Below are 24,901 nucleotides of genomic sequence, written 5' to 3' on the forward strand. Positions count from 1 at the left end.
AGGGAGCACAGACGAAAGTGATCGACGGGTTAGGCAAGAAAGCCCTCAAAGGTGATATTATCCGCAATCTGCCGGGCCTGTGCCGCGTGTTCTGATGTCCGAATGGTCCAACACAGGATGGCCGCCCCGCGCGCCTTTAGATCATGTACCCGTGCCATATCCAGATCCTGCCACTGATGTGAGATGAAACTGCCGCCGATCGCGTTATAATCGGAAATCTGTGAAAGGCGGCTGCGCAGGACCGCAGGCATATCGGGGAAATGTTCGGCGCTATAGGCGCAGGTGGTCAGCCCGGTAGCAATCTGCGGGGCGGCTGCGTGAAACCGGGCCATCGCCAGCGGGCTGAAAGACATCACGGCAAGCGGCCCGCCATATTGCGTCAATACCTGTGCCGCCGCCTGTTCCAAGGGCCCGCCGCCCGCGCCTTGCGGATCATCTTGGTCTTTCAGCTCAACCAGCAAGGGGACTTTGCCGTCCACAAGGGACAAGACTTGTGACAATGTGGGGATGCCGTCTTGCGCGTCGCGCAGCCCTGTCGCGCCTAACTGTGCTGCTGTCTTCGCATGCACCGCGCCAGAGTGCCCTGTCAATCGGTCCAGCGTGTAGTCGTGAAAAACCATTGGCACGCCATCACAGGAGAGCTGCAGATCAATTTCAATCCCATAGCCTGCCTCAACCGCGGCGCAGATGGCTGCGCGGCTGTTCTCGGGCCTGCCCTTGGCGCGATCATGTAAGGCACGATGGGCCAAGGGCAGGCGCAGAAAATCGGGATGCAAAGGCATCAGGCGATCTCAAAGATCGCTTCGATTTCGACCGCTACACCCATTGGCAAAGACGCCGCAGAAACGGCAGAACGTGCGTGGCGACCAGCCTCGCCAAAAACTTGAACCATCAGGTCAGAGGCGCCGTTGATCACCTTGGGCTGATCAGTGAAATCGGCGGTGGAATTCACAAAGCCAACCAATTTTACGACCCGCGCAACACGGTCCAGATCCCCCAGGGCCGCTTTGGCCTGCGCGATCAGTGACAACGCGCACAGCTGGGCTGCGGCGGCACCTTCGGTGACATCTAGGTCGGCGCCCAGTTTCCCGGTGACCAGCCCATTGGCATCCGCCGAAATCTGACCCGAGACAAAAAGCTGTGCGCCGCTTTGCACATAGGGCACATAATTGGCCGCAGGGGCGGGGGCGGCGGGCAATGTAAGCGACAGCTCTGCCAGACGGGCGTCGATTTTTGACATTGGTATGGTCCTGTATTGGGGGAAATCTGCGGTATTTGCGCCACAGGCTAGGGCCGGGGGATGGTGGGCGCAAGCGCATTCAGCCGGGCAGGAGGATCATCCGCCAAAGGCCGCGGTTTCGGTTAGATCATATCCGCGCCGCTGGGCGCGGCGGTTCCAGTTATCTGCGGCTTGCACGGCGTCGCGCAGGTTGCCAAACCATACCTTGCGCATCCCTGTTGACCGCCCCGACTGCCCCCATTCGCGCAAAACGGTATATTCCCCAAACAGGTTATAGGTGACTTCAACACGATAAAACCGACGCGCGGCGCCCCGGTGTAAAATCATGGTCAGCATGGCAGCGCCTTCCGGTTGTTCATTTCCGTTCGACAGAATCAGAAGCGCAGGCATCGCGCCACCGAAAAATGCATATTATACGGTGGGAATAGTCTTGAAGGATGGGAAAACCTAAGGCAGGCTTTGAATATGCCGTAACGGAAGGGGAGGTCCGGCGCGGTGTGATCCCTGTCTGCGCAGCCCGCCTGGCCGCGTTCGCATGGGATCGGCAGCATATAGATAGTCAAAGACACGGGACAGTCGTGCAAAGACGGGAGGCTTTAAGAATGAAATTATGTTCGATTTTATTTGTGACAGGTTGGGGGGCTGCATTGGTATTTGTGTGGCTCGCGCGTCATGCGTCGCTGGACGTCAACAGCGATCGGCTGGCGTTGAACTTATTGCTTGCGGCGATAGGTGGGGTGGTCGGTATGTGTTCTTGGCTTAGCCTAAATTACACCCTGTCGCGGCGGGGCTTATAAACGGCGGGCTTGGATAGCGCTGCGTGTATAAGCAGACCTGCTGCGGACCGCAGCCAATATCATCGGTGCAAATATTAAAAAACCGCGCTGAATGAACAGCGCGGTTTTTTAATATAACTAGCTCGGTCGATCTTAGCCCTGACGGGCTTTGAAACGACGCTGCGTCTTGTTGATCACATAGACGCGGCCCTTGCGGCGCACGACCTGGCAATCGCGGTGACGCTGCTTGAGCGAGCGGAGTGAGTTGCGAACTTTCATGGTCCGGTCTCCTTGTCGCGGCGCGCGTGCGCCTTGAATACGAAAACCCCCGAAGGATGGGGGCGATGAATTTAATGGTGGGCGGTACTGGGATCGAACCAGTGGCCACTACGATGTCAACGTAGTGCTCTACCGCTGAGCTAACCGCCCACTTTCCTCTGCGTCTCGACCTCGTTACCATGCATTTGCTCGGTCCGATCTGCCGTTCTTCATCGGTGTGGGCGGTCTATAAAAGGACTTTGCGCGGCTTTCAAGAGGGTTTTGAAACGAATTTCAATAAGCCTACAATAAATGTCCTGAATAGGAGCCTGCATGACCCGTTTATCGCCATTCGCCCCAAGTTACACGCTGCATGCACCACATGATCACAGCACAGCGGTCCTGTTTGCATCACCGCATAGCGGTCGTGACTATCCCGATTCTTTTCAGGCGCGGTCGGTTTTGGATCTGCCGCGGCTTCGATCGTCGGAAGATGCCTATGTGGATCGATTCGTGCAAAGCGCGCCGGATCATGGCGCAATGGCGATCACCGCGCGTTATCCGCGTGCCTATGTGGATTTGAACCGCGATGAAACCGAGCTGGACCCAGCCGTTATTGATGATGTGGTGCCGCGGGCAATTTCTGGACGAATCGCCGCCGGGCTTGGGGTGATTCCACGTGTCGTTTCAGGAGGGCGGGCGATTTATAGTGGCAAAATCACCCGCGCAGAGGCCGAGGACCGTCTGGTCAATATCTGGCGACCTTACCATCATGAGGTCAGGCGGCAAATGGAACGCCTGCACCGGCGCTTTGGTCAGGCGATTTTGGTTGATATGCATTCGATGCCCAGTGAAGCGTTAGAAGCCTTCGGGGCGCATAAGCCCGATATCGTTCTGGGGGATCGCCATGGCGGGGCTGCAAGCGCCCGGATCACACAGCAGTTGGAACAGATTTTTACGCAAGCCGGGCTGTCTGTGCGGCTGAATTCACCCTTTGCCGGGGCTTATATCGCACAGCATTATGGGCGTCCTATGGCAGGGCATCATGTCGTGCAGGTAGAAATCAACCGCGCCCTTTATCTGACAGAAGGCGTCGTCGCGCCGGGGCCGAATTTCGACAGTTTCGCGGCACTGATGGATCAGGCCGTTGCGCAAATTGTGGATGTGGGTCGTCGCGCCGATCAACGATTGGCGGCAGAATGATCGGGCTGCCTACCTTACACCCAATCGCCCCTACGCCCAATCGCCGGGGGGCAAATCAAACAGGCTGGGTTGCACCGGCGCGGCCATTTGCGCATCGTCAAGCAGTGAGGAAAGGCTGATGCCCAGCAGACGCATGGGGCGGCAGGGGAAGATGTCCGCCATCAGCTTGCCCGCAATCTGCATGATTTCGGCACTTTCCCGTGTGGGTGTACGCAGCGTGACTTGCCGGGTGATTTGCTGAAAGTCGTTAAACTTCACCTTTACCGTGATTGTATGGCCGCGCATGTGCTTTTGGGCTGCACGTTGTGCGACCTTGTCGCTGATTTGCTGTAATGCCGCACAGGCGTCGGGCAGGGCAGTGATATCTGTTTCAAACGTCTGTTCAGCACCGATGGATTTGCGTTCTCGGTTCGGTTGGACGGGGCGTGTGTCGATACCGCGCGCAATGCGCCAATAATGTTCGGCAGAAGAGCCAAAATTGCGTGCCAGATCTGCCAGCGCCCATGTCCGCAGATCCGCACCGGTGACAATGCCAAGCGCCTTCATCTTGGCTTCGGTCACAGGGCCTACGCCGTGAAAGCGGCTGACAGACAGGCCGGCAACAAAATCCGCCACCTGATGCGGACGGATGACGGTCAGCCCGTCCGGCTTGTCCTGATCAGAGGCAAGCTTGGCAAGGAATTTGTTGACGCTGACGCCAGCGCTCGCGGTCAGTTGCACGTCCTGAAAGATTCGCCGGCGGATGTCTTGGGCGATTGCGGTGGCGGTTGTGCCCTGTGCGCAGGCCGCGCTGACATCCAGATAGGCCTCATCAAGGCTAAGCGGTTCGACCAGATCGGTATATTCCAGAAAGATCGCTCGGATCTGGTCAGAGACGCTGCGATAGGTATCAAATTTGGGCGGCACAAAGATCAATTCGGGGCACCGGCGCGCGGCGGTCACTGATGGCATGGCTGATTTCACGCCAAAGCGCCGCGCTTCGTAGCTGGCGGCGGCCACCACGCCACGCGCGCGATTGCCACCGACCGCCACCGGTTTGCCCCGCAGGCGCGGATCGTCGCGCTGTTCGACCGACGCGAAAAACGCGTCCATGTCGATATGTAAAATGCGGCGGGTGTCGGGGGCAGGTCCGGTCATGCGTATTATATTGTCGCTTGGGCGGAATAATCCAAGCATATGCGCTTAGCACGCGCGCCGCCATAGACAAAAAGAAAAGGCGCGAAGAACCCCTCGCGCCTTATTCAAGACCAGATCATTGCGATCAATTGTCGTCGTCATCTGTGCTGACATCCGCAATCTCGTCCAGCGAGACATTGTCGTCATCATCGTCATCGTCGAGCAGATCATCATCGAGATCAACATCGGCTGCATCGTCGTCCAGATCGTCATCTGGCAGTTCTTCAACTTCCAGATCGTCTTTCTTGGTGCCGCTCTTGTCGGCCACAAGCACCTGACCGCGTCCGCCTGCCATGCTTTCCAGCGTAAAGCTGTTCTGACAGACCGGGCAGATCATTGGGTCGCGGCACAGGTCATAGAACCGGCTGGCGCAATGCGGGCAGAGGCGCTTGACGCCCCATTCCTCTTTGGGCATGGAATTCTCCTGGCTGCACTCAGTAAAATGAGAGTCGCAGCCAACTGCCACAAGGAATGCCCCCTGTCAAAGCCTTTTCGCAAAGGATTGCGTGGGTTCGCTGTCAACATTGCATAAAGGGGCCATTGTGACCCGGGATCGCGTGAAAAACATTGAATTGCCGGGCTTGCCGGGGGTTGAAATCACGTTGCGCCCTTCCGCGCGGGCGCGCCGCTATGGGTTGCGTGTGTCGCGTGCCGATGGGCGGGTCACATTGACCTTGCCTGTGCGTGCCAAGGAACGGGATGCAATTGCTTTTGCGGTGTCGCAAACCGATTGGTTGATTAAAGCGCTGGGACAAATCGCGCCGGTGCGGCAGGTCGCATTTGGGCAGATGATCCCATTCGACGGGGTTGAGCATCTGATCGTTCCCGCTAAATTGCGCGCGCCACGTATCGAAGCCGGTCAGATCCTTGTGCCCGAGGATCCTGCGCGGCTGGCCCTGCGAGTGCAGACCTTGTTTCGCCATATTGCGCGGCAACGGTTACAGACCGCAAGCGAGCAGTATGCCGCCCAGATTGGCCGCAGCTTTCGCAAAATCACGTTGCGTGACACGCGGTCGCGTTGGGGGTCATGCAGTGCGGACGGATCGCTTAGCTACAGCTGGCGGCTGGTGATGGCACCGCCGGTGGTGTTGGAGTATGTGGCCGCGCATGAGGTCGCACATCTGGCACAGATGAATCATTCACCGGCATTTTGGGCGGTGGTGGGGGCAATTTGTCCTGATTACGCAACGCATCGGGCCTGGCTGCGCCGCGAGGGATCGGCGCTGCATGCGATCCGCTTTGACACGGCGGATTGATCTGCGCGACAGATTGACTTGATCACAGTTTGTGATCACATAACGGCTATGACCACGATCACCACACGCCAAATCGAAACCGCTGCGCATGACCGACTGTATCGCAAATTGCGCCAGCAGATCATGCATGGGGAAATTGCACCGGGCACGGCCCTGACCCTGCGCGGTTTGGCCAAAGACCATGATCTGTCTATGACACCTGTGCGCGAGGCCCTGCGCCGGTTGGTGGCGGAAGGGGCGTTGTTCTTGTCATCATCTGGACGTGTGATGACGCCGGAACTGTCGAATGAACGGATAGAGGAATTGGCAGCCCTGCGCGCCCTGATCGAGCCAGAGCTGGCGTCGCGCGCCCTGCCGCGTGCGCATTTGGCGTTGATTGATCGGCTGTCGGCGATCAACACGGCCAATGCCGAAGCTGTGGCGAAACAAGACGCCGTCGCTTATATTCGCACCAACCTGGAATTTCACCGCACGCTGTATCTGCGCGCGCAAGCCCCGGCGATACTGGCGGTGATTGAAACGGTCTGGCTGCAATTGGGTCCGACGATGCGTGCCCTGTATGGCCGCACGATGCGGGCCGAGCCGCCGCGCCACCACCGGATGATCTTATCGGCACTGCGCCATGGCGATGAACCCGGACTGCGTCTGGCCATCCGTACCGATGTCAGCAACGGACTGCGGCATCTGGCACAATAAAGGCGCAGGGATTCGCCGCCGGGCGTATTCGGTCTTGGTGGACAAGTTTTCACAGAGCGGAAAATTTAATCATCGTTTTTGGGGCTTTGGTTGTGCGCTGAGCGTGGTTTGCGCGCGCAGCCGTCCCATTTGCTGCATTGCCGCAGTTTTGACAGAAACCTGTTGCCGCAGCCTGCGCGACACGGTTATCACAAGAACAACAAGGTCGTTGACTGACCTTTGATGGCCACAAAGGCGTGGCATTTTCCAAGATCAAGGCCCGAATATGGGCAGCAGCAACGGGGCTGCGCAACCGCACTGACATTGGCAGTTCGCGAGGATGCGGCATCCGTCTTATTGATCCGTGTCCTTTTTTCAGCCCCAGCGTTTTCACTAACGCCACAGTTGGATCGGCGTTTGCGCCCCCAGATGACATGGAGACAGCCATGAGTTCGCTCAAGCAAAAATTGGTTATCGTAGGCAACGGCATGGCGCCGGGTCGGATGCTCGAACATCTTTTCGACGCAAGCGCGGAATATGACGTCACAGTCTTTAACGCCGAACCGCGGGTGAATTACGACCGCATCATGTTGTCGCCGGTTCTGGCGGGTGACAAAACCTATGAAGACATTATCATTCACACCGAAGACTGGTATTCCAGCCATGGCATCACATTGCACATGGGCGAAAAGGTCATCGGCATCGACCGTGCTGCAAAGACCGTTACGTCAGAACGTGACCGGGTTGTGCATTACGACAAGCTGGTGATTGCTACCGGGTCGAACCCGTTTATCATCCCATGCCCGGGCCATCAGCTGGAAGGCGTATTGGCCTATCGTGATCTGGATGACACGCAAAACATGATCGCCGCAGCCAATCGTGGCGGGCGCGCGGTTGTGATCGGTGGGGGCCTGCTGGGCCTGGAGGCTGCGGCCGGGCTGAAAAATCAGGGCATGGATGTCACCGTGTTGCACCTGATGCCGACCTTGATGGAGCGTCAGCTGGATCCGGCGGCAGGTCACCTGCTGCAAAAGGCATTGGAAGACCGCGGTATCGACGTTCGCTGCCAATCCAACACAAAGCAAATTCTGGGCGACACCGAGGTCACCGGCGTGGAGCTGGACGATGGCACCGTGATTGATGCGTCACTGGTTGTTATGGCGGTAGGGATTCGCCCCAATGTGCAGCTTGCCAAAGATGCAGGGCTGGAGGTCAATCGCGGGATCGTAACCGATGATCACCTGCGCACCTCGGATCCGTCGATCTATACGTTGGGCGAATGCGCCGAAGTGGGCGGCATGGTCTACGGGTTGGTTGCACCGCTCTATGATATGGCGAAAATCGTCGCCGCAGATCTGGCGGGACACGAGGTAGCAGGCTTTAAACACGTCGATACGCCGACCAAGCTGAAAGTGACCGGATGCGATCTGTATTCCGTGGGCCAATTCGGTGAAGGCCACGAAGAAATCGTGCTGCGCGATGCGACACGTGGCAGCTACAAACGCCTGATCCTGGATGGCAACAAGATCATCGGCGCCGTTTTGTATGGCGATGTCGTCGATGGCGGCTGGTTCAACGAAATGCTGAAAGCCGGCACCGATATCTCGGACATGCGAGAGACGATCATCTTTGGCCAGCGCCATCAGGGCGGTGGTGCCTTTGATGAGGTCGCAGCAGCGGCCGCAATGTCGGATGACGCGGAGATCTGTGGCTGTAACGGGATCTCAAAAGGGCAAATTGTCACGGCGATCAATGATCAGGGCCTGACCACATTGGATCAGGTGCGTGCGCATACCAAAGCATCGGCGTCTTGTGGCACGTGCACCAATCTTGTGGCCTGTGTCATGGCCGCGACGCTGGGTGACGCATTTGAGCAAAAGTCGGTCACCCCGGTCTGTGGCTGCACCGATCATGGCCATGGGGTCGTGCGTGAGACGATCAAACGCGCCGGTTTGAAATCCATCCAGGATGTGTATCAAACGCTGGAGTGGCGCTCCTCTGAGGGCTGCGCAAAATGCCGCCCCGCGATCAATTATTACCTCGTGTCCGAATGGCCAGGTGAATATCAAGACGACCAGCAATCGCGCTTCATCAATGAACGCGTGCATGCCAATATCCAAAAAGATGGCACCTATTCGGTTGTGCCCCGGATGTTTGGCGGCCTGACCACCCCTGATGAGCTGCGCGCAATTGCCGATGTGGCCGATAAATTCGACATTCCTACGGTGAAGGTCACCGGTGGTCAGAGGATCGACCTTTTGGGGGTAAAGAAAGAAGCTCTGATCCCGGTATGGGACGATTTGAACAAGGCCGGCATGATCTCTGGCGCGGCATATTCCAAGGGTTTGCGCACGGTGAAAACCTGTGTGGGCACGGATTGGTGCCGCTTTGGCACACAAGACAGCACTGGTTTGGGTGTGCGCCTTGAGAAGCTGCTGTGGGGCTCGTGGAGCCCGGCGAAGCTGAAACTGGCGGTGTCTGGCTGCCCGCGCAATTGTGCGGAATCCACCTGCAAAGACATCGGGATTGTCTGTGTCGATAGCGGCTATGAAATTCTTTATGGCGGGGCGGCGGGTCTGCATATTCAAGGCACCACCAAAATGTGCACGGTCCCGACCGAAGAGGACGTGTTTGAATATGTTGGCGCGCTGACCCAGTATTATCGCGAGACAGGGTTCTACCTGGAGCGGATCTATAAATGGGCAGACCGGCTTGGCTATGACGCGATCAATGACCTGATCATCAATGACGCCGAGGCCCGCAAGGGCTTCTATGAGCGGTTCCTCTATTCGCAAAAATTCGCGCAGATCGATCCTTGGGCCGAATTTGTTTCCGGCAAAGACGCGCATGAATTCACCCCTATGGCAGATATCAAACTGGAGGCAGCAGAATGAACGCCACCTCAACCACCCTACGTTGGTCCGCCATCGGTCAGGTTTCCGACATTCCCCGCAAGGGCGCGCGCTGCGTCAAAAATGGGGACATGACCATCGCGGTGTTTCGCACCAGCGACGACCGGGTGTTCGCGCTCGAAGATAAATGTCCGCATAAGAACGGGCCACTAAGCCAAGGGATCGTGCATGACGGCTGTGTCACCTGTCCCCTGCACAACTGGGTCATCTCACTTGAAAGTGGGGCAGCACAGGGGGCCGACGAAGGGCAGACAGCGACCTTCCCGATCAAGATCGAGGACGGCACCGTCTTTCTTGGCCTTTAAACCAACCTTCCAATTAGGGACACAAAACCATGTCATATATCACGCCAGCCGAGTTTTCGACCAAGATGGTTGACGCCGGTGAATCCAAAATTTTCATGTCCACCAAGGACACGTTGATCCGATCCTTTATGGCCGGTGCCATTTTGGCACTTGCCGCCGCATTCGCGGTGACGATTGCGGTGAATACAGGGAATTTCCTTGTGGCATCGCTGCTGTTCCCGGTTGGGTTCTGCACGCTTTATCTTCTGGGGTTTGACCTGTTGACCGGGGTGTTCACCCTGGCGCCGCTTGCGGTAGTTGCCAAGCGGCCGGGCTGCACCTGGCGCGGCGTGTTCCGCAATTGGGGTCTGGTATTTTGTGGTAATTTCGCCGGTGCGCTCACCACTGCTGTCATGATGGCCATTGTGTTCACAACCGGCTTTTCGGCGGAACCCAATGCTGTTGGCCAAAAAATCGGCCAAATCGGCGAGGCCCGCACGCTGGGCTATGCGTCGGCTGGTGCGGCAGGGATGCTGACCGTGTTCACCCGCGCTGTGCTGTGCAACTGGATGGTGTCGACAGGGGTTGTCGCGGCAATGATGTCCTCGTCCGTGTCAGGGAAAATTATGGCGATGTGGATGCCGATCATCGTGTTCTTCTACCTTGGGTTTGAACATTCCATCGTGAACATGTTCTTGTTCCCATCGGGCATCATGCTGGGCGGTGAATTCACCTGGTTCGATTATCTGGCCTATAATGAAATCCCGGTGGTTATTGGCAATCTTGTTGGTGGCCTGACCTTTGTCGGCGGCATGATCTATGCCACGCATTTCAAACAATCGCCCTCACGCAAGCCCGTACTTGGTGCCAATGGCGACATGACAGACCGTATGCCTGCAGAATAAGGCATGATACCGGCGGCCCCTGCTAACCTGCGGGGGCCGTTTTTATTTGGGGGGCGCATGGGAAATGACGGCGTGGAGCAACCGGGATTGACGATTGCCTTTGGGCAATGCTCTGTCGCGGGGTGTAAACCCGAAAACCAAGATTTTTGTGGCGCGTCTATTCCGAAAACGGCTGTGGATTTGCTAACCAAAGGGATTGTGGTGGCGATTGCCGACGGGATTTCCACAAGCCCGGTGTCTCATCTGGCCGCCCAGACAGCGGTCAATGCGGTGCTTAGCGATTACTACGATGCCTCTGAACTGTGGCCGGTTGATACAGCCGCGATGCGCGTGATCGAAGCCACGAATGCGTGGCTTGCGGCACAAAACACCCACCACGGGATCTTTGATGCCAATCAGGGCTATGTCTGCACGCTTTCGACGCTGATCTTGAAGGGGCGCGAGGCGCATATTTTCCACATTGGCGACACCCGTATCGCGCGATTGTCGGGCCGGTCATTTGAGCCGATGACCGATGATCACCGCGCGGGATTGGGCACAGCGCATAGCTATCTGGACCGCGCTATGGGAATTGGTGAACCGGTGCAGGTGGAACGCCGCGTCGTGCCGGTTGCCGTTGGCGATGTGTTCGTTTTATCGACCGATGGGGCGCATGACGTTTTGTCGGCGCCGCTGGTGGCCAATGCGATTGCGCAATGCGCCACATTGCAAGGCGCGGCCAACGCATTGGTGCAGACGGCATTGGATTTGGGCGCGCGTGACAATGTCACCGTGCAATTGCTGAGGGTCGAAACCCTGCCGGATGCAACGGGGGCCGCGCTGCTGGCGGATGCGTTGGCGCGACCAATACCGGCGCTGCCTCAGGCGGGGCAAGTGATCGACGGGCTGCGGGTTATTCGCAATATCCACACGACCTCGCGCAGTCATGTCTTTCTGGTTGAGGCGCCGGATGGCACGCGTATGGCGTTAAAAATCCCAGCCAGTGATTTGCGTGATGATCCCCTGCAGATGCGCCGTTTCGTATTAGAGGATTGGATCGCCCGGCGCATCCATTCACCCCATGTGATCCGCGCCGGCAAGGGGGTGCAGCCCAGCACCGGCCTATATGTGCTTAGCGAATATATCGAGGGCCAGACCCTGCGCCAGTGGATGACGGATACGCCGCGCCCAGATTTGGGTCAGATCCGCGATCTGGCCGAACAGCTTGCGCGTGGATTGCGGGCTTTTCATCGGCGTGAAATGATCCATCAGGATCTGCGGCCCGAAAATATTTTGATTGATCGCGACGGCACGGTGAAGATCATTGATCTGGGATCCACCGCTGTGGCTGGGTTGGAAGAGGCAGCGCCGGGGCTGTCGGGCGCATTGCCTGGCACGTTCCAATATACCGCGCCGGAATATATGTCGGGCGATCAGATCAGCTGGCGCAGCGATCAATACAGCCTTGGCGTGATTATTTATGAAATGCTGACAGGCAATCTGCCCTATGGGGCACAGGTGGCGCGGATCGGCTCGCGCAGGGACCGCGACCGGCTGCGCTATCGGGCGGCACATGATGATGACAGCCGCGCCGTGCCGCTATGGGTGGATGATGCACTGCGCCAGGCCACCCACCCCGATCCGCTGCGCCGCTTTGATGCGCTTAGCGAATTTATTGGGGCGCTGCGCCAACCTAGGGCCGATTTCAGCCGCCATATCCCCTTTGCCGAGCGCGATCCGGTGCGATTTTGGAAAACCGTGTCGGGGGTACTGGCGCTGGTGGTGGTCATTCTGGCTGCCCAGCTTGGACGATGACGATCAACACAGGACTTTCAACAGGAGAGATGATGATGACGACGATTGCTATCCCCGACATGCTGGACAAAGACGACGTAAGCCTGATGATTTTGGCAGCGAAGAAAAAGCTGGGCCTGAAATGGGAGGATATCGCGGTGGCGATTGGTATGTCGCCGGTGTTCACCCATTCCGCCTGTGCTGGTATGAACGCCTTTCCGCAAGAAAAGGCCCAAGCACTGGCTGATTTGCTGCAATTGCCCGCTCAGGCGGTGGATGTGTTGACCGAAAGCCCGACCAAAGAATTCGCCTATACCGTGCCCACCGATCCTTGCATCTATCGGTTCTATGAAATCGTCGGTGTCTATGGTCCCACGCTTAAGGCCCTGATCCATGAAAAATTCGGCGACGGGATCATGTCTGCGATCGATTTCGATATGTCAGTGACCCGCGTTGCATCGCCCAAAGGCGACCGCGTCAAGGTCGAGATGTCTGGCAAGTATTTGCAATATAATGCGTGGTAATCGCGCAGCCCTGCCTGAAAATTGGTGAATTTTCGTCACACGGTCAGGGTGGTGTTCCGCTGACATGCGGTCCGGGGGTTCTCAATCCCCGGGTCGCGTGTCTTATAGCAGTAGACAACCGGAGGCGGCCCCCAAAATGACCAATAGATTGACCGAAGACGAACGCAAGACGCTTGAGATGAATGTCTTGATGACGCCGGATATGGCGAATTTTTCGGGCAAGGTGCATGGTGGTGCGCTGCTCGCCGAGCTGGACCGCGTGGCATTTACCTTGGCGTCGCGCTATTCGGGCAGCTATGCGGTGACGCTGTCGGTCGATCAGGTGACATTCAAAGAGCCGATTTTGGTCGGGGAATTGGTCCGGTTTCGTGCGGCGATCAATCATACCGGGCGCTCGTCAATGGAAATTGGCATCCGGGTTGAGGCAGAGAACATTACCGCAGGCTGGCGCCGTCACACCAACAGTTGTTATTTCACGATGGTCGCGGTGAATGAGATCGGAAAGCCGATGGAAGTGCCGCCTCTTAAGGCCGAAACCGAGGCCGAAAAGCGCCGCTGGGAGGCTGCAAGCCTGCGCAAAGAATTGCGTAAGGAACATGCCGCCCGCATGGCTGCCGTGGCCAGTAAGTCCAAGCTTTAAGCTGAAACCTAAATGTTTTTATGCAAAAGGGCGGCCAGATTGGCCGCCCTTTGTTGTGTCGTGCATGTGATACAATCAGGCGTGAATGGCGCCATCGCCACAGGCCAGCGCAGCTTCGCGCACGGCTTCTGAGAAGGTTGGATGCGCATGGCAGGTCAGCGCCAGATCCTCGGCGGATGCACCAAATTCCATGGCCACGCAGACCTCATGGATCAGGTCGCCCGCGCCTGGGCCGATGATGTGGCACCCAAGGATACGGTCGTTTTCATCCACGATCAGCTTCACAAAACCATCCGATTGGAACACGGCCTTTGCGCGGCCATTGCCCATAAAGGAGAATTTTCCGACCTTATATTTCACGCCTTCTTGCTTCAGCGCGTCTTCGGTTTTCCCGACCGAGGATACCTCTGGCGTGGTGTAAATCACGCCGGGGATGACGTCGTAATTGACATGACCATGTTTGCCCGCGACAACCTCTGCCACGGCCATACCTTCGTCTTCGGCCTTATGCGCCAGCATCGGACCCTGAATCGCATCGCCAATCGCATAAACGCCTTTGACCGAGGTCTGCCAATGGCCGTCGGTCTTGATCTGCCCGCGCGGCATCAATTCAACGCCCAAGGCCTCTAGGCCCAGACCATCGGTGAAGGGTTTGCGACCGGTGGCAACCAAGACGGTTTCCGCCTCAATCGTCGCTTCGCTGTCGTCTTTGTTCAGTTTATAGTTGACCTTGGCCTTGCCGCCCGATGTGTCGACGCCCTGAACCGCTGCGCCCAGCACGAATTTCAGCCCTTGCTTGGTCAGGATTTTCTGGAAGTTTTTCGCAACTTCGGAATCCATTCCTGGGGTGATCGCGTCCAGATATTCCACAACAGTCACTTCGGTGCCCAAGCGCGCATAGACCGAGCCCATTTCCAGCCCGATTACGCCCGCGCCGATCACGACCATGGTTTTCGGGATTTTTCCAAGCGACAGCGCACCGGTGGAGGTCACAACTGTTTTCTCATCGATTTCGATGCCGGGCAGCGACGATGGCTCGGACCCTGACGCGATGATGATATTCTTCGCGGTGTGGACGTCGTCACCGACCTTGACCTGACCGGCCGCGGGGATCGAGCCCCAGCCTTTCAGCCAGGTGACTTTGTTCTTTTTGAACAGGAATTCGATACCTTTGGTGTTGCCGTCGATGACCTCTTGTTTATAGGCCTGCATTTGCTTCCAATCGACCGAAGGCGATTTGCCCTTCAGGCCCATTTTGGCGAAGTTATGCTCTGCTTCATGCAGTTCATGCGTGGCATGCAGCAGGGCTTTGGACGGGATGCAGCCCACATTCAAGCAGGTGCCGCCAAGCGACTCGCGCCCTTCGACACAGGCGGTTTTTAGACCCAGCTGCGCGCAGCGGATGGCACAGACATAGCCACCCGGGCCACCACCGATCACGATTACATCAAATTCTGCCATTGGTTTGCTCCTAAATGTCAGGTGCTTGGCAGGGCATATCCCCGCCATAAGTGTTTCAGATCAGGCTGGCGATCACGATTGCCAGCGTTGCGAAAAGACCGATCGCCCAAACAAGCGACCGCCAGGGCGTCAGCCCAAAAGCGTAGGCGGGGATATAGGCGATGCGGGCGACCAAAAAGATGCCGCACAGGGCCGTGGTGATCGGCCCTGACTGGCCCGACACGACATTCATCAACACCGCAGGTGCGAACAAGATCAAACTCTCAAAGGAATTGTTCACTGCGCGCTGCAACCGTGCCGTTACGACCGAAAGCGGGTGTTTGGGCGCGCCATCGCGGGGGCCAAGCGTATATCCGGGCCCAATTTCCAAATTGGCGCGTAGCGCGAACAGGCACATCAGCGCGATATGCAAGATCAACGCAACCCCCAGCGCAAGCAGCTCGGCAGTGACGACAGGTGGCATAATGAGCTCCCCTTAGAAGAACGAGGCGACGATCATCGCCGCACAGGCCATAAACCCGGCCATGAAGATGTAGCTGCGCCAAGGCACCCAGCCAAACGCATAGGCGGGCAAATAGATTGCGCGTGCGACTACGAATACCCACGCGCAGAGCCCAGTAAACCACCCGCTGGACGCAGTGAATTGCACCAAAATCACCGCAATGATGAACAGTCCGGTATTCTCAACATGGTTGTGCAAGGCGCGGCGCAGGCGCAACGTGCGCTCGCTCAGCCGTTGGTCCAGATTGTGCCGCGTGCCGACATTGGCTTTGCGCCCCACATCTGCTTCCAGTGAGCTTTGCGACCACATAACGGCTACGACATGGATCAAAGCGGTTGCGGCAAGGGCAGCGAGTTCAGGCGTCATGCGTCAGAGTTCCGTTCGTCTTCTGCGGCCCAGGTCTCGACCTCCTTCGTGACCTGTTCAACCCTGCGCCCGCGCATTGCGCGCAGCGATACAGTGGTGCACAGATCAAAGATCACCCAACCGCCAAAGGCCATCCATGCCCAGTCGGGCACAGGGCCGGCCCATTTGTTCAGCCCCCAGACCATTGCGGCCAAAACAACCGTGCGGGCGGCCCAGGTTACAAGCACGTCACGCAGCGGTTTAACAGCCGCAGTCTTCAGCGTCGCCACAGAGGCCGCAGCGGTCTGATCAGTTTCCAGATTGGGGTGTGGTTGGGTCATCGGCAGGCCGTTTCTTCCAACTGGGGCTTACACAAGCCGGGTAGGGGGCCCGGACGCGTCGCGCGCCCCCGGGCCCAAGCGTTTGCGAGGATTACAGATCCATCAGCATGCGGCGCGGATCTTCCAGGGCTTCTTTAACGCGCACAAGGAAGGTTACGGCGCCTTTGCCATCAACGATGCGGTGATCATAGGACAGCGCCAGATACATCATCGGACGGATCTTGATTTCGCCATTGATGACCATGGGGCGATCTTGGATCTTATGCATTCCCAAGATACCCGATTGCGGCGGGTTCAAGATGGGTGAGGACATCAAGGACCCATAAACACCACCGTTCGAGATGGTGAATGTGCCGCCTTGCATTTCTGCCATAGATAGCTTGCCGTCACGGGCGCGCTTGCCTTTTTCAGCGATCGCTTTTTCGATATCCGCGAAAGACATGCTATCGGCATCGCGGATGACCGGAACAACCAGACCCTGCGGCGTGCCCGCAGCCACGCCCATATGGACGTAGTTTTTATAAACGATCTCATTGCCATCGATTTCGGCGTTGACTTCCGGGACCTCTTTCAGCGCATGGCAGCATGCCTTGGTGAAGAAGGACATAAAGCCAAGACGCGCGCCATGTTTCTTTTCAAACATGTCTTTGTATTCTTTGCGCAGTGCCATGACCTCGGTCATGTCGACCTCGTTATAGGTCGTCAGCATCGCAGCGGTGTTCTGGCTGTCTTTCAGACGCTTGGCGATGGTCGCACGCAGGCGGGTCATTTTAACGCGCTCTTCGCGCGATGCGTCGTCGGCATTGACCGGACCGCGTGGGGCCGCAGCAGGTGCGGTTGCAACCGAAACCGACGCGGGTTTAGGGGCAGATGCCGCTTTCGCAACGTCTTCTTTCATGATGCGACCATCGCGGCCCGAGCCCGATACCGATGCCGGGTCGATGCCTTTTTCGGCCATGGCCTTATCGGCGGAAGGGGCATTTTTAACACCCGCGCCGCTGGCGGCTTGCGCAGGTGCCTGTGCCGCAGTTGCGGCAGGGGCTGCGGTTGCCGCGCCCTCACCGGCCGAGATTACGGCCAATTTTGCCGTAGCATCAACGGTGGTGCCTTCGGCCGCCACAATCTCGGTCAAAACGCCGGCCGCCGGTGCGGGCACTTCAACAGAGACTTTGTCGGTTTCAAGTTCGCACAACATTTCGTCTTGCGCGACTGTGTCACCAACCTTTTTGAACCAGGTCGAAACCGTGGCTTCGCTAACGGATTCGCCAAGGGCGGGAACCATCACATCGGTCATTTTTGCCTCACCTGAGGGGGCAGCCGCCGGGGCTGCGGGTTCGCTTTTCTTCGGCGCGGGCGAAGTTGCCCCAGCACCGGCTTCTTCGATCATTGCCAGCAGGGCATCAACGCCGACCGTGTCACCTTCATTGGCCACGATCTCGCCCAAAGTGCCAGCCGCAGGGGCGGGCACTTCGACAGTTACCTTATCGGTTTCCAATTCGCACAGCATCTCATCTGCGGCCACTGTGTCACCGGATTTTTTGAACCAAGTCGCGACGGTCGCTTCCGTCACGCTTTCGCCCAAGGTGGGAACGCGAACTTCGGTACTCATGGATTAACCCTCCAGTGCATCATTTACGAGCGCGTCCTGCTCGGCCTTATGCGACTTGGCCAGACCCGTCGCGGGCGAGGCAGAAGCATTACGGCCAGCATAGCGAGCGCGGGCATGTTTGGCGTCGATTTTCGACAGAACCCATTCAAGATTGGGTTCGATAAAGGTCCAGGCACCCTGGTTTTTGGGCTCTTCCTGGCACCAGACGATCTCTGCATCTTTAAAGCGCGACAGCTCATTGACCAGCGAATGCGCCGGGAACGGATAGAACTGTTCGACGCGCAGCAAATACACGTTTTCAAGACCGCGTTTGTCGCGCTCGGCCAGCAGGTCATAGTAGACCTTCCCCGAGCATAGCACGACGCGCTTGATTTCCGCATCCGGCTTCAGCGTCATCTCGGTATTGCCCGATTGGGCGTCATCCCACATCACGCGGCGGAAGAAAGAGCCTGTGGTGAAATCTTCTGCCTTCGAGACACACATGGGATGGCGAAGCAGCGACTTCGGTGTCATCAACACCAGCGGCTTCCGGAAATTCCGGTGGATCTGACGGCGCAAGATGTGGAAATAGTTTGCCGGTGTCGAACAGTTGGCCACAATCCAGTTGTCTTCAGCAGAGTTCTGCAAGAACCGCTCCAGACGCGCGGAAGAGTGCTCCGGTCCCTGACCTTCGTAGCCATGCGGCAACAACATCACCAGACCCGACATCCGCAGCCATTTACGCTCACCCGAGTTGATGAACTGGTCGAACATGATCTGTGCGCCGTTGGCAAAGTCACCAAATTGCGCTTCCCATAGGGTCAGCGTATTTGGCTCTGCCAAAGAGTAGCCGTATTCAAACCCAAGCACCGCATATTCCGACAGCATCGAATCGATGACATCGTATTTTGCCTGACCCGGTTTGATGTTGTTCAATGGGTAGTAACGTTCTTCAGTATTCTGGTCGATAATGGCCGAATGACGCTGCGAGAATGTGCCGCGCGTACTGTCTTGGCCAGCCAGACGAACCGGGAAGCCCTCGGACACAAGCGAACCGTAAGCCAATGCTTCGCCGGTTGCCCAGTCAAAACCCTGGCCGGTTTCAAACATTTTGGATTTATTGTCCAAAAGACGTTTGACGGTCTTGTGGATTTCCATCCCTTCCGGCGCGGTGGTCAGCGCGGTGCCGACCTCTTGCAACATTTCTGCGCTGATCGCAGTGACGCCTGCGTCGTAATCGGGGCTCTGGCGATCCAGATGTTTCCAACGCCCGTCCAGCCAGTCGGCTTTATTGGGTTTAAAATTTTTACCCTGCTCAAATTCATCATTAAGCATGGATTGGAACGCGGCTTTCATGTCCTCGATCTCGCCTTCGGGGATCAGGCCATCTTTCACCAGACGTTCGGTATAAAGCTGCAACGTTGTTTTATGCGTTTTGATCCGCTTATACATCGCCGGGTTGGTGAACATGGGCTCGTCGCCCTCGTTGTGACCAAAGCGACGGTAGCAGATCAGATCGATCACCACGTCTTTGTGGAATTTCTGGCGGAATTCGATTGCAACCTTGGCGGCGTGAACCACGGCCTCTGGATCATCGCCGTTGACGTGGAAGATCGGGGCCTCAACCATCAAGGCGATATCGGTCGGGTAGGGCGACGAACGTGAGAAATGCGGCGCCGTTGTAAAGCCGATCTGGTTGTTGACGACAAAGTGCAGCGTGCCGCCGGTGCGGTGGCCACGAATGCCCGAAAGCTGGAAGCATTCCGCAACAACACCCTGACCTGCAAAGGCCGCATCACCGTGCAACAACACGGTCAATACTTGATTGCGCTCGGTGTCGTTCAGCTGATCTTGTTTGGCACGCACCTTACCCAACGCAACCGGGTTCACTGCTTCAAGGTGCGATGGGTTCGCCGTCAACGACAGGTGAACTGTGTGATCGTCAAATGTCCGATCCGCCGAGGCACCCAGATGATATTTCACATCGCCCGACCCATCAACATCCTCAGGCTTATAAGAGCCGCCTTGGAATTCGTGGAAAATCGCGCGATAGGGCTTTTGCATCACATTCGCCAGAACCGACAGACGACCCCGGTGCGGCATCCCGAATACGACATCTTTCAGGCCCAGATTTCCGCCGCGTTTGATCACCTGCTCCATCGCCGGGATCAGGGCTTCGCCGCCGTCCAGACCAAAGCGCTTGGTGCCCATGTATTTCACATGCAGGAATTTCTCAAAGCCTTCGGCCTCGACCAGTTTGTTCAAGATCGCCTTGCGGCCTTCCTGAGTAAACTTGATCTCCTTGTCGAACCCTTCAATACGTTCTTTCAGCCAGGCGGCTTCTTCGGGGTTGGAAATATGCATATATTGCAGCGCAAAAGTGCCGCAATAAGTCCGTTTCACGATGGCGATGATCTGGCGCATCGTCGCAACCTGCATCCCCAGAACATTGTCGATAAAGATCGGGCGATCCATATCTGCTTCGTTAAAGCCGTAGGAACTTGGCTCCAGCTCGGGGTGGGGTTCATTGCCACGCATATTCAACGGATCCAGGTCCGCAACCAAATGACCGCGGATCCGGTAGGCGCGGATGATCATCAACGCACGAACGGAATCCAAAACGGCGCGTTTGATCGCCTCATCCGAGACTTCAACGCCTTTTTCCTGCGCTTTTTGGGCGATTTTCTTGCCCGCGCCTTTGACCTCGGCTGCCGGCCACTCGCCGGTCAGTGCGCCCAGAATTTCATCGGGCATGATCGGCGGCCAGTCGCTACGCTCCCAGCTTGCACCGCTTGCAGATTTCTTAACGCTGGCTTCGTCATCCGCGAGCTGCTTGAAAAACTCTGCCCAGGCCGCGTCGACCGATGTAGGGTCGTTGGCGTAATTGGCATAAAGCTGTTCCACATAATCTGCATTGCCGCCCTGAAGGAAGCTGGATGCGTGGAACTGGTCGTTACTGGAGTGTTCGGTCATGGTGTTCACCTGATGGTAGGTGGCGAGGGACGTACGTCGGGGCAAAGCATTTGCCCCGAACATGTGTGAAGCCCGACCCTATCGGGTATAGGGCGAGATATAGGGCTGGCTGGCAGCGGGCAAACCCGCCGCATGTGCACAGGCATCTGAATATTTCGAGTAATCGTTAGCCGGGCCGCATTGCGCTGCGGTTCCGTTCACGATGGAGCCATTGGTGCGCGTGGTGTTCGCAACGGCATAACCGGTGTCGCCTGTCGGGGTTGTGCCCGCAGGCACCTTGTATCGGCCAATGATCGGTGGCGTGGTGATCGGGCCATGGTCACCATGCACCGTGTCATCAAAAGTCAGTGCGGCGGGCGCGTTATAGCTGTTATTGCACGCAGACAATACCAACACTCCCAAAAGGGCCGCTGTGGTCTGAAACAAGGTCTTCAACGTTAAATCCTTTCGATCCGATATTGGGCAATCCTTGCACCTTATCGACCGCGCCGCCACTGTCACGGGTCTTATTCCTATCTCGAAAGGGCAAAACAGAGTGTTACGATACTCTGCTCAGCTCTTTCGAGCCGGTCTTTGCACACCGTGGGTGCCCGCGCGGTGCATACCGCGCGGGCAAATTCCATTAGGCCTTGATGGCTTTCATCACGGCTTCGCCCAGCGTTGCGGGGCTGTCAGCAACGACGATACCTGCCGATTTCATGGCTTCGATCTTCGATTCCGCATCACCTTTGCCGCCTGCGACGATTGCGCCGGCGTGGCCCATGCGGCGACCCGGAGGTGCCGTACGGCCTGCGATAAAGCCAGCCGTGGGTTTCCAACGACCTTTTTTGCGCTGCTCTGCCAGGAATTCCGCAGCTTCTTCTTCCGCCGAACCACCGATTTCACCGATCATGATGATCGATTGCGTTTCCGGATCGTCCAGGAACATGTCCAGCACGTCGATATGCTCGGTGCCCTTGATCGGGTCGCCGCCGATGCCAACCGCCGAAGACTGGCCCAGGCCCATATCGGTGGTCTGCTTGACCGCCTCATAGGTCAGGGTGCCCGAACGCGACACAACACCAACCGAACCACGACGGTGGATGTGGCCCGGCATAATGCCGATTTTGCACGCATCAGGCGTGATGACGCCGGGGCAGTTCGGACCGATCAGGCGCGATTTACTGTCGATCAGCGCGCGCTTGACTTTCATCATGTCCAGAACCGGGATGCCCTCGGTGATGCACACGATCAGCTCCATTTCGGCGTCAATCGCCTCAAGGATCGAATCGGCTGCGAAGGGCGGGGGCACATAAATCACGGTCGCATTTGCGTCCGTCACATGCTTGGCTTCGTGGACCGAATTGAACACCGGCAGGTCCAGATGGGTCTGGCCACCTTTGCCCGGGGTCACGCCGCCAACCATTTTGGTGCCGTATGCGATTGCCTGTTCGGTGTGGAACGTCCCCTGCGAGCCGGTCAGGCCCTGACAGATGACTTTGGTGTTTTCGTTGACGAGAACTGCCATGATCTTAGCCCTTCACCGCTTTGACGATTTTTTCTGCACCATCCGACAGGTTGTCGGCGGCGATAACGTTCAGGCCGGAGCTTTTGATGATGTCCTTGCCCAGCTCCACATTCGTGCCCTCAAGACGGACAACCAATGGAACCTGCAGGCCAACTTCTTTCACCGCGGCGATAACGCCTTCTGCGATGACGTCGCAGCGCATGATGCCGCCAAAGATGTTGACCAAAATACCTTTGACGTTTTTGTCCGAGGTAATGATTTTGAATGCTTCGGTTACTTTCTCTTTGGTGGCGCCGCCGCCAACATCAAGGAAGTTCGCAGGCTCTGCGCCATAAAGTTTGATGATGTCCATCGTGGCCATAGCCAGACCGGCACCGTTCACCATGCAGCCGATTTCACCGTCAAGTGCGATGTAGTTAAGGTCGTATTTCGACGCTTCCAGCTCTTTGCTATCTTCTTCGGTCTCATCGCGTAGCGAGATGATGTCCGAATGACGATACAGCGCGTTGCCGTCAAAGCCGACTTTGGCGTCCAGAACTTTCAGGTTGCCATCGGGCATGACGATCAGCGGGTTGATTTCCAGCTGCTCCATGTCTTTTTCGATGAACGCCTGGTACAGCTGACCCAGCAGCTTGACCATTTGTTTTACCTGACCACCTTCAAGGCCAAGCGAGAACGCGACGCGGCGACCATGATAGGCCTGATAGCCTGCAGCCGGGTCGATCGAGAAGGACAGGATTTTCTCAGGGGTCGATTCTGCGACCTCTTCAATGTCCATACCGCCTTCGGTGGAGCACACGATGGAGACCTGGCTCGACTGGCGGTCGACCAACAGCGCAAGATACAGCTCGCGGTCGATGTCCGAACCGTCTTCGATGTAGATGCGGTTGACTTGTTTGCCGGCCGGACCTGTCTGGTGCGTCACAAGCGTCTTGCCAAGCATTTGCTTGGCCATTTCTTCGGCTTCTTCAACCGACTTGGCCAGACGAACACCGCCCTTTTCGCCAGCTTCGGCTTCTTTGAAGTGACCCTTGCCGCGGCCGCCCGCGTGGATCTGTGCTTTGACAACCCAGAGCGGGCCGTCAAGCTCGCCTGCTGCGGTTTTGGCTTCGTCGGCTTTAAGAACCGCGCGGCCGTCTGACACCGGGCAGCCGTAGCTCTTAAGGAGCTGCTTCGCCTGATATTCATGAATGTTCATGGCTTCCGTCCCATGCTGGTGCGATTTCCTTGGGGTGATCGCACATCCCTGCCTAGCAAAAAACTGATAAATCGTTGACGCAAGCCATTGTGAGCATAAAAATGACTTTTGTGATCACAGCTTATGATCGTGTGATCACATTTTCGCCGCGGTATTAACCTAAACGACTCAACTGGTGCAGATGGGGCAGTTTGATGTAAATTGTGGCTGATTTGGAATGAAGGAGGCCGGTTTTGCGCAATTATAGCAAAACGGAACCGGGATTACCCCGTTGGGGTGTGGTTGGAACCGTAGATGAGCCCGCGATTTTACTGGCTGCATGGGTGGCGCATCACTTGGCTGTCGGGGCCAGCGAGGTGCATGTGTTTCATGATCGGCCCAATCCGCAGGCCCAAACGCTGTTGGCGGGGGTTGCGGGCTGTTTTCAATATTTCAGCGGCGATGATGGCTGGCGGCGGCATTGGCGGGGAAAACGACCTGATCGCGTAGAAACCCGGCAGAAATATAATGCGACGCGGGTGCTGTCCGACTCGGGGTTGGACTGGGTGGCGCATTGCGATGCAGATGAATTCATCCACATCTTCGGCCCGGTAGATCGCGAATTGGCCAGTGTGACGGAAAAGGCATGGCTGCGTCTGGCGGTGGATGAACGCTGCTACCTGTCGCGTGATACTGTCGGGCGGGGAAACGATATTTTTGCGGGGGGGTTCCGGCAGCATTGGCCGGGTTTTGACACTCAGGGCGCGCGGGTATACGGCCCGCGTCAGCGTTATCTGAACCAAGGCTGTTGCGGCCATACTGCTGGAAAATCGATTACCCGTGCCGGGCAAGGCTATGCCATCGGTGTTCATTATCCGCTGAAGGATTGGAATACGCGCAAGCTTACTTTGCCCTATCGGCGGGCAACGAATGCCCGAATTTTGCATTTCGACGGGCTGACGCCACTCCATTATCTGCTGAAAATGATGCGCCGTGCGATGACCGTCGTTAAAGGGGATCCGATCCCGATGTCCACACCGCGCCAGACCCAATTTGCCCATGCCGTCAAAATTGCGGATTTGCCGTCGGCGCTGATGGATCTGTGGTGGTTGGTTCAGGGGATGGATGCCGCTGCCGTTGCTGCGCTGTTGGCGCAAGGCGCTTGGGCGGGGCAGGGGTCGCCAGTGCTGGCAAATGCGCAGGCGCTGTTCCCTGAACTGGATTTTTCAGCGGCCGCTTTTGACGCCGCGCTTTTGGACCATGAAGCGGCACTGATCGCGAAAGCATATGACAGGTTTGGCTTTGATGCGCAGGCCTTGGCAATACGCTGACACGGCATGTAGGCGGCTAAGGTAAAAGGGGCAAAAGAAAAAGGGCGCAACCAA

At 57.2% G+C, this 24,901-nt stretch carries 25 protein-coding genes and 1 tRNA gene; 10 read left to right on the top strand and 16 right to left on the bottom strand.

The window, feature by feature from the left end; all coding sequences use genetic code 11:
* Window positions 1-29: 29 nt before the first annotated feature.
* The 5 genes from BFP70_RS06785 to BFP70_RS06810 all read right to left on the bottom strand — a co-directional run bounded on the left by BFP70_RS06785 (window position 30) and on the right by BFP70_RS06810 (window position 2,445).
* Window positions 30-782: a glycerophosphodiester phosphodiesterase family protein gene (locus BFP70_RS06785; protein WP_066010608.1), complete on the bottom strand. Its 753-nt coding sequence runs from the start codon at window positions 780-782 to the stop codon at window positions 30-32.
* A complete protein-coding gene (locus tag BFP70_RS06790) occupies window positions 782-1,240 on the bottom strand; it encodes a RidA family protein (protein ID WP_066010609.1) in 459 nt (152 codons plus the stop codon). The genes BFP70_RS06785 and BFP70_RS06790 overlap by 1 nt, the downstream gene beginning before the upstream one ends.
* A gap of 96 nt (window positions 1,241-1,336) precedes the next feature.
* A complete protein-coding gene (locus BFP70_RS06795) occupies window positions 1,337-1,576 on the bottom strand; it encodes a WGR domain-containing protein (RefSeq protein ID WP_066010935.1) in 240 nt (79 codons plus the stop codon).
* A 593-nt stretch (window positions 1,577-2,169) separates the two neighbouring features.
* Complete coding sequence (gene ykgO / locus BFP70_RS06805) at window positions 2,170-2,295, bottom strand: type B 50S ribosomal protein L36 (RefSeq protein ID WP_038065693.1); 126 nt, start codon at window positions 2,293-2,295, stop codon at window positions 2,170-2,172.
* A 75-nt stretch (window positions 2,296-2,370) separates the two neighbouring features.
* Window positions 2,371-2,445, bottom strand: a tRNA-Val gene (locus BFP70_RS06810).
* A 162-nt stretch (window positions 2,446-2,607) separates the two neighbouring features.
* Between BFP70_RS06810 and BFP70_RS06815 the strand changes: the two genes are divergently transcribed.
* Window positions 2,608-3,477, top strand: a complete 870-nt coding sequence (locus BFP70_RS06815) for an N-formylglutamate amidohydrolase (protein ID WP_066010611.1) — start codon at window positions 2,608-2,610, stop codon at window positions 3,475-3,477.
* 30 nt (window positions 3,478-3,507) lie between these two features.
* Here BFP70_RS06815 and dinB read toward each other — a convergent pair whose 3' ends face one another.
* Window positions 3,508-4,614: a DNA polymerase IV gene (gene dinB / locus BFP70_RS06820; protein WP_066010612.1), complete on the bottom strand. Its 1,107-nt coding sequence runs from the start codon at window positions 4,612-4,614 to the stop codon at window positions 3,508-3,510.
* A 124-nt stretch (window positions 4,615-4,738) separates the two neighbouring features.
* Entirely contained in the window at window positions 4,739-5,068 is a 330-nt protein-coding gene (locus tag BFP70_RS06825; RefSeq protein ID WP_066010613.1) for an FYDLN acid domain-containing protein, read from the bottom strand.
* A gap of 127 nt (window positions 5,069-5,195) precedes the next feature.
* On the opposite strand from BFP70_RS06825, the gene BFP70_RS06830 reads away from it, so the two are divergent.
* The 8 genes from BFP70_RS06830 to BFP70_RS06870 all read left to right on the top strand — a co-directional run bounded on the left by BFP70_RS06830 (window position 5,196) and on the right by BFP70_RS06870 (window position 13,622).
* On the top strand, window positions 5,196-5,909 hold the full coding sequence (locus tag BFP70_RS06830) for a M48 family metallopeptidase (protein ID WP_255356627.1): 714 nt from the start codon (window positions 5,196-5,198) through the stop codon (window positions 5,907-5,909).
* 48 nt (window positions 5,910-5,957) lie between these two features.
* Window positions 5,958-6,605 (top strand): GntR family transcriptional regulator, encoded by a 648-nt coding sequence (locus tag BFP70_RS06835; RefSeq protein WP_066010614.1) that lies wholly within the window; start codon window positions 5,958-5,960, stop codon window positions 6,603-6,605.
* Window positions 6,606-7,030: 425 nt separating this feature from the next.
* Window positions 7,031-9,478 carry a nitrite reductase large subunit NirB gene (nirB, locus tag BFP70_RS06845; protein ID WP_066010616.1) on the top strand — a complete coding sequence of 816 codons (2,448 nt, stop codon included), beginning with the start codon at window positions 7,031-7,033 and terminating at the stop codon, window positions 9,476-9,478.
* A complete protein-coding gene (gene nirD, locus BFP70_RS06850) occupies window positions 9,475-9,801 on the top strand; it encodes a nitrite reductase small subunit NirD (protein ID WP_066010617.1) in 327 nt (108 codons plus the stop codon). Before nirB ends, nirD begins: the two co-directional genes overlap by 4 nt.
* A gap of 29 nt (window positions 9,802-9,830) precedes the next feature.
* Complete coding sequence (locus BFP70_RS06855) at window positions 9,831-10,685, top strand: formate/nitrite transporter family protein (RefSeq protein ID WP_066010618.1); 855 nt, start codon at window positions 9,831-9,833, stop codon at window positions 10,683-10,685.
* Window positions 10,686-10,742: 57 nt separating this feature from the next.
* The gene (locus BFP70_RS06860) at window positions 10,743-12,479 is read left to right on the top strand and encodes a bifunctional protein-serine/threonine kinase/phosphatase (RefSeq protein WP_066010619.1); all 1,737 of its coding nucleotides are present in this window, start codon (window positions 10,743-10,745) and stop codon (window positions 12,477-12,479) included.
* A 35-nt stretch (window positions 12,480-12,514) separates the two neighbouring features.
* A complete protein-coding gene (gene cynS / locus BFP70_RS06865) occupies window positions 12,515-12,982 on the top strand; it encodes a cyanase (protein WP_255356628.1) in 468 nt (155 codons plus the stop codon).
* A 136-nt stretch (window positions 12,983-13,118) separates the two neighbouring features.
* Complete coding sequence (locus tag BFP70_RS06870) at window positions 13,119-13,622, top strand: acyl-CoA thioesterase (protein ID WP_066010621.1); 504 nt, start codon at window positions 13,119-13,121, stop codon at window positions 13,620-13,622.
* A gap of 75 nt (window positions 13,623-13,697) precedes the next feature.
* On the opposite strand, the gene lpdA is transcribed toward BFP70_RS06870, so the two are convergent.
* The 9 genes from lpdA to sucC form a co-directional block, all read right to left on the bottom strand.
* Window positions 13,698-15,083, bottom strand: a complete 1,386-nt coding sequence (gene lpdA, locus BFP70_RS06875) for a dihydrolipoyl dehydrogenase (RefSeq protein WP_066010622.1) — start codon at window positions 15,081-15,083, stop codon at window positions 13,698-13,700.
* A 55-nt stretch (window positions 15,084-15,138) separates the two neighbouring features.
* Window positions 15,139-15,546 (bottom strand): MAPEG family protein, encoded by a 408-nt coding sequence (locus BFP70_RS06880; RefSeq protein WP_066010623.1) that lies wholly within the window; start codon window positions 15,544-15,546, stop codon window positions 15,139-15,141.
* 12 nt (window positions 15,547-15,558) lie between these two features.
* Window positions 15,559-15,951 (bottom strand): MAPEG family protein, encoded by a 393-nt coding sequence (locus tag BFP70_RS06885; RefSeq protein ID WP_066010624.1) that lies wholly within the window; start codon window positions 15,949-15,951, stop codon window positions 15,559-15,561.
* Window positions 15,948-16,271, bottom strand: a complete 324-nt coding sequence (locus tag BFP70_RS06890) for a hypothetical protein (RefSeq protein ID WP_066010625.1) — start codon at window positions 16,269-16,271, stop codon at window positions 15,948-15,950. Before BFP70_RS06890 ends, BFP70_RS06885 begins: the two co-directional genes overlap by 4 nt.
* A gap of 91 nt (window positions 16,272-16,362) precedes the next feature.
* Complete coding sequence (gene odhB, locus BFP70_RS06895) at window positions 16,363-17,880, bottom strand: 2-oxoglutarate dehydrogenase complex dihydrolipoyllysine-residue succinyltransferase (protein ID WP_066010626.1); 1,518 nt, start codon at window positions 17,878-17,880, stop codon at window positions 16,363-16,365.
* 3 nt (window positions 17,881-17,883) lie between these two features.
* Entirely contained in the window at window positions 17,884-20,832 is a 2,949-nt protein-coding gene (locus tag BFP70_RS06900) for a 2-oxoglutarate dehydrogenase E1 component (RefSeq protein WP_066010627.1), read from the bottom strand.
* Between the two features lie 78 nt (window positions 20,833-20,910).
* Window positions 20,911-21,267: a hypothetical protein gene (locus BFP70_RS06905; protein WP_066010628.1), complete on the bottom strand. Its 357-nt coding sequence runs from the start codon at window positions 21,265-21,267 to the stop codon at window positions 20,911-20,913.
* A gap of 187 nt (window positions 21,268-21,454) precedes the next feature.
* Window positions 21,455-22,339 carry a succinate--CoA ligase subunit alpha gene (gene sucD / locus BFP70_RS06910; RefSeq protein WP_066010629.1) on the bottom strand — a complete coding sequence of 295 codons (885 nt, stop codon included), beginning with the start codon at window positions 22,337-22,339 and terminating at the stop codon, window positions 21,455-21,457.
* Window positions 22,340-22,343: 4 nt separating this feature from the next.
* Entirely contained in the window at window positions 22,344-23,537 is a 1,194-nt protein-coding gene (gene sucC / locus BFP70_RS06915) for an ADP-forming succinate--CoA ligase subunit beta (RefSeq protein ID WP_066010630.1), read from the bottom strand.
* Window positions 23,538-23,770: 233 nt separating this feature from the next.
* Here sucC and BFP70_RS06920 point away from each other — a divergent pair, with 233 nt between their 5' ends.
* Complete coding sequence (locus tag BFP70_RS06920; RefSeq protein WP_066010631.1) at window positions 23,771-24,847, top strand: glycosyltransferase family 2 protein; 1,077 nt, start codon at window positions 23,771-23,773, stop codon at window positions 24,845-24,847.
* Window positions 24,848-24,901: the final 54 nt, after the last annotated feature.

Source organism: Thioclava sp. SK-1 (genome assembly GCF_001705665.1).
GTDB lineage: Bacteria > Pseudomonadota > Alphaproteobacteria > Rhodobacterales > Rhodobacteraceae > Thioclava.